Origin of the sequence: Phascolarctobacterium sp. ET69 (assembly GCF_023336935.1) — a bacterium.
GTDB lineage: Bacteria > Bacillota > Negativicutes > Acidaminococcales > Acidaminococcaceae > Fusicatenibacter_A > Fusicatenibacter_A intestinipullorum.
Genome location: NZ_JAMBLR010000006.1, coordinates 90,556 through 100,127, shown reverse-complemented (window position 1 = coordinate 100,127; position 9,572 = coordinate 90,556). Strand labels below are relative to the sequence as shown.

At 45.3% G+C, this 9,572-nt stretch carries 7 protein-coding genes; 1 reads left to right on the top strand and 6 read right to left on the bottom strand.

The window, feature by feature from the left end; genetic code table 11:
- Window positions 1-38: 38 nt before the first annotated feature.
- Entirely contained in the window at window positions 39-1,742 is a 1,704-nt protein-coding gene (locus M3079_RS08515; RefSeq protein ID WP_249078705.1) for a B12-binding domain-containing radical SAM protein, read from the bottom strand.
- Window positions 1,743-1,823: 81 nt separating this feature from the next.
- Between M3079_RS08515 and pepF the strand changes: the two genes are divergently transcribed.
- Window positions 1,824-3,638 carry an oligoendopeptidase F gene (pepF, locus tag M3079_RS08510; protein WP_249078703.1) on the top strand — a complete coding sequence of 605 codons (1,815 nt, stop codon included), beginning with the start codon at window positions 1,824-1,826 and terminating at the stop codon, window positions 3,636-3,638.
- Window positions 3,639-3,698: 60 nt separating this feature from the next.
- Here the strand turns inward: pepF and argH are convergent, their stop codons facing one another.
- From argH to argB, 5 genes are all read right to left on the bottom strand, one after another.
- Entirely contained in the window at window positions 3,699-5,111 is a 1,413-nt protein-coding gene (gene argH / locus M3079_RS08505) for an argininosuccinate lyase (RefSeq protein WP_249078702.1), read from the bottom strand.
- Window positions 5,111-6,337, bottom strand: a complete 1,227-nt coding sequence (locus M3079_RS08500) for an argininosuccinate synthase (RefSeq protein ID WP_249078700.1) — start codon at window positions 6,335-6,337, stop codon at window positions 5,111-5,113. The genes argH and M3079_RS08500 overlap by 1 nt, the downstream gene beginning before the upstream one ends.
- 125 nt (window positions 6,338-6,462) lie before the next feature.
- On the bottom strand, window positions 6,463-7,404 hold the full coding sequence (argF, locus tag M3079_RS08495) for an ornithine carbamoyltransferase (RefSeq protein ID WP_249078698.1): 942 nt from the start codon (window positions 7,402-7,404) through the stop codon (window positions 6,463-6,465).
- Between the two features lie 20 nt (window positions 7,405-7,424).
- Complete coding sequence (locus tag M3079_RS08490; RefSeq protein ID WP_249078696.1) at window positions 7,425-8,615, bottom strand: acetylornithine transaminase; 1,191 nt, start codon at window positions 8,613-8,615, stop codon at window positions 7,425-7,427.
- 22 nt (window positions 8,616-8,637) lie between these two features.
- Entirely contained in the window at window positions 8,638-9,525 is an 888-nt protein-coding gene (argB, locus tag M3079_RS08485; RefSeq protein WP_249078694.1) for an acetylglutamate kinase, read from the bottom strand.
- Window positions 9,526-9,572: the final 47 nt, after the last annotated feature.

Sequence of the window (9,572 nt, the reverse complement as noted above, 5' to 3'; positions counted from 1 at the left end):
TCTTAATATACTCTTGTCAACTACTTTTTCCGCTATTTTTATAAATCTTTTAATTCTATTGTTTTGGCTGCACCGTTTTCATACATAAACAGGTAATACTTTCTTGTTTTTTCGTAAGTAAACGGCGAAATGTCAAAATATTCTATGGCAAATTTTTTCTGAATCTGCCGCCATGTTGCAAAATTATAATCAGGAAGATAACGCTGCACTCTTTCTGCATCACGCCAGAATGCCATGCTTTTTTCATTTAATTCTTCCGAATGCCAGTTTAAAAACTCCGGTTTCCAGCCGGGCTGAAACATTAAAACATCAAAACGCAGCAATTCGCAGATATCTGCCAGCTTTTCAGCATAACATTCAGCGGCAAATTCATACAAAAGCCTGCTTACGCCGCGCACATTATGCCCAAGCGGATATTCTCCGCGTTTTTGCCACCACAAAGCAAACTTTTTATAAAAAGCAAATGCATTCCCCTCTGCTTCCGTTAAATATTTTAACGTATATACAAATCTTCCGCTGTTATAAGTATGTTCAAAAATATCTTCCAAAACCTTTAAAAACCGTAAACCGCAATAAGGCATGTATTTAGTCGACAGTATTTCATAAGGCGGCTCATCCATATATTGCAGCTCATGCTCAAGGCGCTGTTTTTCCATTTCCGTACCCGGAAGAACTTTTAAAAATCCCAGCTGCAGCATATCCGGCTGCAGGCCATATACATCATTAAAAGATTTTTCAAATTCCGCCATTCCTTCGTACGGCAGCCCGGCAATTAAATCAAGATGAAGATGAATATTCCCATAGCTCAGCAATCTTTTTACATTGGCTGTAAGTTTCTCCCAATTATCGCGCCTGTTAATGGCTTTAAGAGTTGCTGCATTTGTTGTCTGCACACCTATTTCAAACTGAAAACGTCCTTTGGGAACCGTTTTTAAAAAGTTAAGCACATCTTCAGTCAGCAAATCGGCCTTTATTTCAAAATGAAAAGTTGCATCGGTTTCTGCTTCTGCCAAATGTTGCATTATCGGCAGATAATAATTTTCGTCAAGATTATACGTGCGGTCTACAAATTTAACCAAAACCGCACCTGCGGCAATCATCCTGTCCAAATCAGCATAAACTTTGGCAAGGCTTCTTTTGCGCACATTGCGCGATATTCCCGATAAGCAGTACGAACAGTTAAACGGGCATCCGCGCGTGCTTTCGTAATAAACTATTTTTTTACCTGCAACAACATCTGTTAAATCAGGATAAGCAAATTCAAGCACATCCAAATCGGCAACCACGGCCGTGCCGCCGCTGCTGATAACGCGCCCATCCTTTTTAAAGGCAACATGTGCAGGCGGCTCGCTGTTTTGCTGCAAGGCGTTTATAAGGCTCACAAAAACTTCTTCGCCCTCACCCATTACAATATAATCAATCTGCGGACATTCGTTAAAAATGCGTTCCGGCTCAAACGAAACTTCCGGACCGCCGGCAATTATTTTAAGCTGCGGCATTACTTTGCGCAAAAGCCTGATAAGGCTGTAAACATAATTTTTATTCCAGATATGCACCGAAAGCCCTACGACATCAGGCTCTTTCCCGGTTATTTCAGCCAGCACTGCCAACAGCGGCGTCTGCACGGTATCTTCAATTAGTTCCGTTTCAATTCCGTGCGCCTTTGCATATGCACGGATGCTGCGCAGCCCCAATGCCGTATGTATGTATTTGCTTCCGATTGCCGTCAAAATTATTTTCATGTTTACCGCCTCTAACTTTAATATATCGTCTTGTGCTATAATAATAGAGTATTGAAATTTTTGCAAGGAGTGATTAAAAATATGACGCAAAATATTCCCGCGCATGGCAGCAATATTGCCAGAAAAGATATAAATGAAATTTACAAATGGAAAATTGATGATTTATATGCAGACAAAGAAAGCTGGCAGGCTGCCGCCCAAAATTTAAAAGCAGAACTCAGCCGTTTTGAAGAATTTAAAGGCCGCCTTGGTGATGCGGAAATTTTATTGCAGGCACTGCAAAAGCAGGCTCAACTTTCAGAAGAAATTTCCAAAATTTATGCCTATGCACGCCTGCAACTTGATGCCGATAATGCCGACCCGGCTTTACAGGCCATGTCCGGCGAAACCGAAAGCCTGCTGGCTGATTTTAATAATGCGGTATCGTTTGTTGAACCGGAAATAATTTCACTGTCCAAAGATTATTTAGAGTCCTGCCTGGCAGAATCTTCTTTTAACGAATTTAAATTTTATCTTGCCAACCTGCTGCGCCTTGCTCCGCATGTACTGCCGCAGGAGCAGGAAGCATTGCTTTCGCAGGCAAGCCTTGCCATGTCAGCACCTGCTGCTATCTTCCGCAGCCTTGTCAGCGCCGATATGGAATTTCCGCCCGTTACAGACGGCAAAGGCAATACAGCCAATGTAAGCGAAGGCAATTATTTGCTGAACATGACCAGCGCCGACCGTACATTGCGTAAAAATTCCTTCCGCACGCTTATGGGCACTTACCATAACTACCGCAATACGCTGGCCAATACTTTAACCGGACAGTGCCGCGTAAGCCGTTTTTATGCCACTGCCCACAAATATGAAGATACTTTAACGGCCAGCCTTGCCGAAGATAATATTCCGACGGAACTTTACCACAAATTAATTGAAACAGTACATAATAATTTAGAACCCCTGCACGAATATATTGCCATCAAAAAAGCTGCCTTGAAGTTGGATGAACTGCACCCATACGACTTATACATGCCGCTTTCATCTGCCGGAGAAAGTTTTGCCTGCACATTTGAAGAAGCCTGCGAACGTGTTGCCGAAGCACTCGCTCCACTTGGCGAAGATTACATCAGCACTTTAAAACATGCTTTTAAAAGCCGCTGGATTGACATTTACGAAAACAAAGGCAAACGCAGCGGTGCTTATTCCTGGGGTATTTACGGCGTACATCCTTATGTTCTGTTAAATTATCAGCCGCGCTACAACAGCATTTCCACTATCGCGCATGAGATGGGGCACGCCATGCACAGCTACCTTGCCAACCAGGCGCAAACCTATACCAACAGTGATTATTCCATTTTCTGTGCCGAAGTTGCCAGCACAACAAACGAAATTTTACTTTTGGAACACACACTTGCCAACGCTACCGCCGAGCAAAAAATTTATCTTATCAACCAGTTTCTGGAAGCAGTGCGCACCACGGTTTACCGCCAGGTACAATTTGCCGAATTTGAACTTTACACTCACGGAGAAATTAACGCCGGGCGCAGCCTGCAGGCAAAAAACCTTGAAAACTACTGGCTGGAAAGCAACAAAACATATTACGGCCCGGCTCTTACAGCCGATAAAGAACTTGCCAGCGAATGGTCGCGCATTCCGCATTTTTACACACCGTTTTACGTTTACAAATACGCAACCGGTTACAGCGCCGCAACCACTTTCGCCGAAGCAATACTCAGCGGCAAAGAAAACGCCGTCGAAAAATACCTCGGTTTCTTAAAAGCAGGCGGCAGCGATTATTCGCTGAACATTTTAAAAAATGCCGGTGTAGATTTAACCACGCCGCAGCCGGTTGCCGTAACCCTGCAAAAATTTGCTCAAAAAGTACAGGAATTAAAAACGCTTTTAAAATTATAATCATTATACAGCAAAAGAGACGGTTCATAACGAACCGCCTCTTTTTTATTTAAGCCTGAATTATAATTTTTGTTTTAATTCTTCAACTTTAGCTTTCTGCCCTGCAATAATTTCATCGCCGCGCACAAACTGTTTGTCGTTTTCCGTAAATGCCGGGCCGCCGTAAGAAGTACGTGCAGCCACGCAGTTTTCCGGTTTTAATGCGTCAAGCAAATCTGCTTCAAACAAATCGCTGAACTTTTTATATTCATCAAGCGAAATTTCCGGCAGGAACTTGCCTTCCGTAATGGCATAAGCCACGCATTTGCCGACAACTTCGTGTGCCATGCGGAAAGGCAGGCCTTTGCGCACAAGGTAATCTGCCAAATCGGTTGCATTGGAAAAATCCTTGCTTACAGCTTCACGCATTCTGTCCACATTAACGGTCATGGTTTTAACCATGTCGCTGTAAACGGCAAGCGTAAATTTCAGCGTGTCAATGGCGTCAAAGAAGCCTTCCTTATCTTCCTGCAAATCTTTGTTGTAAGTTAAAGGCAGGCCTTTGGCCGTAGTAAGCATTGCCATTAAATGCCCGTAAACACGGCCGGTTTTGCCACGCACAAGTTCTGAAATATCCGGGTTTTTCTTCTGCGGCATCATGGAAGAACCTGTTGCAAAAGCATCGTCAAGTTCAATAAAGCCAAATTCCGTGCTGCTCCACAGGCAGAATTCCTCGCTCAAACGGCTCATATGCATCATCAGCGTCGAAGCAAAGCTTAAAAATTCAATAATATAATCCCTGTCGCTTACCGCATCCATACTGTTGGCATAAACACTGCCGAAATTCAGCTGTTCTGCCACAAAGAAACGGTCAATCGGGAAAGTTGTGCCTGCAATGGCGCCGGCGCCGAGCGGCATAATGTCCGCACCTTCCCATACGCCGAGCAGGCGTCGGAAATCGCGCTGCAGCATGTTAAAATATGCCAGCAGATGATGTGCAAAAGTAATCGGCTGCGCACGCTGTAAATGCGTGTACCCTGGCATTAAGGTTTTATCGTGCTTTTTAGCAACGCTTAAAAGTGCTTCTTCAAACTGCACTAAAAGTTCTGCAATTTCCACAACTTCGCGTTTCATATACATGTGCATATCAAGCGCAACCTGGTCGTTGCGGCTGCGTGCAGTATGCAGCCTTGCCCCGGCAGAACCGATACGTTCTGTCAGGCGTGCCTCAATATTCATATGAATATCTTCCAGCGCAATATCAAATTCAAAATTACCGGCTTCAATATCTTTTAAAATATCTTTTAATCCGGCAACAATTTTTTCTGCATCTTCTTCCGGAATGATTCCGCATTTGGCCAGCATTGTAGCATGAGCAATACTGCCGCGGATGTCCTCATGGTACAAGCGTTTATCAAACTCAATGGACGCATTGAATGCGTCCACGAGCTCATTGGTATTTTTGCTGAATCTTCCGCCCCAGAGTTTAGCCATTATTTAAGTTTGCCCTGTTTCATCAATGCACGTACGGTCAGCGGCAGGCCGAACAGTGTGATGAAGCCGGTAGCGTCAGCCTGGTTGTAAACTTCGTCTGCGCCGAAGGTTACATATTCCTTGCTGTACAGTGAATACGGAGATTTAGTGCCGGCGCTCATGATATTGCCTTTGTAAAGTTTCAGGCGAACGGTGCCGGTAACGGTTTTCTGGGTTTCGTCAACAAATGCTGCCAGTGCTTCACGCAGCGGGCTGAACCACATGCCGTCGTAAACCAGCTCTGCATATTTAATGGCAATCATTTCTTTATAGTGCATGGTAGCGCGGTCAAGGCACAGTCTTTCAAGTTCTTTATGTGCGTAAACAATAATTGCGCCGCCCGGATTTTCATATACGCCGCGGGATTTCATGCCTACGAGGCGGTTTTCAACCATATCGCAAATGCCAACGCCGTTGCGGATGCCGATTTCGTTTAATTTTTCAAGCAGTGCTGCCGGAGAAAGTTTTTCGCCGTTAACGGAAACAGGTACGCCTGCTTCAAATTCCAGTTCAACATATTCGTCTTTATCGGGAGCTTTTTCCGGAGTGCTGGTAACGATAAAGAGTTCGTCTTTCGGAGCATTCCAGGGGTCTTCAAGGTCGGAGCCTTCATGGCTTAAATGCCACATGTTGCGGTCCATGGAATAATCGTGGTCTTTGGTTACAGGCACCGGAATGTTATGTGCTGCTGCAAAGTCGATAGCGTCTTCGCGGGAACGGATGTTCCATTCACGCCAGGGCACGATAACTGCCAGCTGCGGAGCAAGAGCTTTAACGCCGAGTTCAAAACGAACCTGGTCGTTGCCTTTGCCGGTAGCGCCGTGGGCAACAGCATCGGCGCCTTCTTTCAGTGCAATTTCAACCAGTTTTTTGGCAATCAGCGGACGTGCAAAAGAAGTGCCGAGCAGATATTTCTGTTCATAAATGGCACCTGCTTTAACAACAGGCCATACATAATCGGAAACGAATTCTTCTTTTAAATCAAGAATATAGCATTTGCTTGCGCCGGATTTTAAAGCCTTGTCATGAACGATATTCAGTTCGTCGCCCTGGCCAAGGTCTGCGGTGCAGGCAATAACTTCGCAGTTATTGTAGTTTTCTTTAAGCCAGGGAATAATAACGGAAGTATCAAGGCCGCCGGAATAAGCGAGCACTACTTTTTTAATTTTGCTTTTGTCAATTTTCATTAAAGTACAGCCTCCTGTTGTTTGCATAATATACAGCTTTTATGTATAAAAATATATAACGAATATGATTATACCATAAATCTTAAAAATTTCCAGTATTTTTATAAATATTTTGTGTATTTTTATTAGATGATATCATCAGTCATCAAAAGTGCCATAATGGCTTTCTGCACATGCAGGCGGTTTTCTGCCTGGTCAAACACTTTGGACTGCGGCCCTTCCAGCACTTCCTCGGTAATTTCCTCGCCGCGGTGTGCAGGCAGGCAGTGCAGAACCATAGCGTCCGGACGTGCCACGCTCAGCAGTTCTTTGTTAATCTGGTAATCGCCAAGTGCTTCCTGACGGATGCTTTGTTCGGCTTCCTGTCCCATACTTGCCCAAACATCTGTGTATAAAACGTCTGCGCCTTTGGCAGCACGGAACAAATCTTCATCAACTTCAATGGTGCAGCCGGTAAGTGCGGCATCTTCCTGCGCGGTTCTTACAATTTCCGGGTCAGGCTGGTAGCCTTTCGGAGATGCGCAAACCATATTCATGCCTACTTTGGCGCAGGCATACATCAGCGAATGCGCCATATTGTTGCCGTCGCCAACATAAACCAGCTTGCGGCCTTTTAATATTTCCTTATGTTCCATAATGGTGAACATATCGGTCAAAGCCTGGCAGGGATGCAGCAAATCGGTCAATCCGTTAATAACCGGCACGGTAGCGTATTTGGCAAGCTCAATAACGGAATCATGCGAAAATGTACGAATCATAATGCCGTCAACAAAACGGGAAAGCACCCTTGCCGTATCACGCACCGGCTCACCGCGGCCAATCTGCGAAGCGGAATCATTAAGATAAATAGGATGTCCGCCAAGCTGATAGAAACCGGTTTCAAAAGAAACCCTTGTTCTTGTGGAAGCTTTGGAAAAAATCATAGCCAGAGTTTTGCCTTCCAGATATCTGTGCGGCTCCCCTCTTTTTTGTTTGCGTTTTAATTTTTTGGCAACGTCCAAAATTGTGGCTACTTCACCAACAGACAAATCATGAATAGAAATTAAATCTTTGTTTCTTAAACCCATTTTATACCCTCACCAACCGATTAAAATTCTGCCAGGGCTGCGTCAAGAGCAGCAACAACCGTGTCTATTTCTTTTTCCGTTACAATAAGCGGAGGAACAAGGCGTATTACATTGCCGGCAGTGCAGTTAACGATAACATGGTCTTTAAGGCAGTGTTCCACAACTGCTCCGCCAGGTTTGCAGAGTTCCATGCCCAAAATCAGGCCGCGTCCGCGTACTTCAGTAACTTTTTCCGGGTATTTTGCCTTAAGCTCCTGCAATTTGCCCATAAAGTATTTGCCTTTTTCTGCCGCAGCTTCAACAAGCCCTTCTTCCTTAATGGTTGTAAGAGCTGCTTCAATAGCTGCGCAGGCCAGCGCATTGCCGCCGAAGGTTCCGCCGTGGTCGCCCGGTTTAAATACATGCGCCAGTTTTTCGTCAACGCAGAAGCCGCCTGTCGGGAAGCCACCGCCAATGCCTTTGGCAAAGGTAAGCACATCCGGTTTAATGCCGGTATGCATATAGGCAAACCACTGGCCGGTTCTGCCAACGCCGGACTGAATTTCGTCAAAAATCAGCAGTGCGTCATATTTATCGCACAAAGCGCGCGCGCCCTGTAAATATTCGTCACTTGGCACATGCACACCGCCTTCGCCCTGAATAGGCTCCAGCATTACGCAGCATACATCTTCGTCCATTGCTTCCTTTAGCGCTTCAAGGTCGCCGTAAGGAACATAGTCAAAACCTGCCGGCAGCGGTTCGTACCCCTGCTGGTATTTAGGCTGGCCGGTTGCCGTTACCGTCATCATGGTGCGCCCATGGAAAGAATGAACGGCTGTAATAATGCGGTATTTGCCGTCGTTTTTGCTGTGTCCGTATTTGCGCGCCAGCTTAATTGCGCCTTCGTTGGCTTCCGCGCCGCAGTTGGCTAAAAACACACGGTCAAAACCGGTTGCTTCGCTGATAAGTTTAACTGCGCGTGCCTGCACATCCGTATAAAATACGTTGGAGCAGTGCATAATTTTACCGGCCTGTTCGCTGATTGCCTTAACAAGCGCAGGATGGGCATAGCCTAAAGAATTAACGGCAATACCTGCCAGAAAATCAAGATAGCCTTCGCCGTCGGCGTCATAAACCATGCAGCCCTTGCCATGGGTAAGCGCCAGCGGATAACGGCCGAATACCGGAAGGTAATATTTATCTGTCTGTTCTCTGATTTCTATATTATTCACCTTTTTGCCCCCTCAGAAAAAATTATAAAGTTTTTACAACCTCGGTGCCTACGCCTTCATCACTGAATACTTCCATCAAAATGCTGTGTTCGGCACGGCCGTCAATAATCTGTGCTTTCTTGGCGCCGCCGCTGAGTGCGGTAATGCAGGCTTTAACTTTCGGAATCATGCCGCCGTCGATATTGCCTTTAATGATAAGTTCCTGTGCTTTTTCAAAAGTCATAGTGGAAAGGAAAGTGCTTTCATCGCGGTAATCGGCATAAATGCCTTTTACGTCGGTAAGTACCAGAAGTTTTTCTGCTTTTAATGCGCCTGCAATTTCACCTGCAACGCTGTCTGCATTGATGTTGTAGGTTTCACCGGTTGCGCCAACGCCGGTAGGTGCAATAACGGGAATAAAGTCGTTGTCCAGAAGTACGTTTAAAAGTTCGGTGTTAATGTGTTCAACAGTGCCTACGTAACCGATGTCAACCAGGTTTACTTCGCCGTTTTCATAAACGTCGGCAAGGTGTTTTCTTGCCTGAATGAGATTGTCGTCCTTGCCGTTAAGGCCTACTGCTTTGCCGCCCAAACGATTTAAACGGCCAACAAGGTCGGTGTTAATTTTGCCAACCAGTGCCATTTCCGTAATGCCTACCGATTCTTCATCAGTTACGCGCAGGCCGCCTACAAACTGAGTCTTTTTGCCGGCCTTAACCATCTGTGCAGTAATTTCCGGGCCGCCGCCGTGAACAACAATCGGGCGCAGGCCTGCACATTTCAGGAAAATAATATCCTGCAGCACTTTATTTTTAATTTCATCATTCAGCATAGCATTGCCGCCATATTTTACAACAACGGTCTTGCCTTTAAAATCTCTCAGGTACGGAAGTGCTTCCACCAAAATTTTAATTTCTTCGTTACGTAACATTGATTATTCCTCCTGTAATCCGGCAAAAGCCGTTAATAAAATGTTGT

Coding starts and splice junctions, on each gene's coding strand:
- M3079_RS08515 (WP_249078705.1), bottom strand. CDS start 1,742: ATGAAAATAATTTTGACGGCAATCGGAAGCAAATACATACATACGGCA.
- pepF (WP_249078703.1), top strand. CDS start 1,824: ATGACGCAAAATATTCCCGCGCATGGCAGCAATATTGCCAGAAAAGAT.
- argH (WP_249078702.1), bottom strand. CDS start 5,111: ATGGCTAAACTCTGGGGCGGAAGATTCAGCAAAAATACCAATGAGCTC.
- M3079_RS08500 (WP_249078700.1), bottom strand. CDS start 6,337: ATGAAAATTGACAAAAGCAAAATTAAAAAAGTAGTGCTCGCTTATTCC.
- argF (WP_249078698.1), bottom strand. CDS start 7,404: ATGGGTTTAAGAAACAAAGATTTAATTTCTATTCATGATTTGTCTGTT.
- argB (WP_249078694.1), bottom strand. CDS start 9,525: ATGTTACGTAACGAAGAAATTAAAATTTTGGTGGAAGCACTTCCGTAC.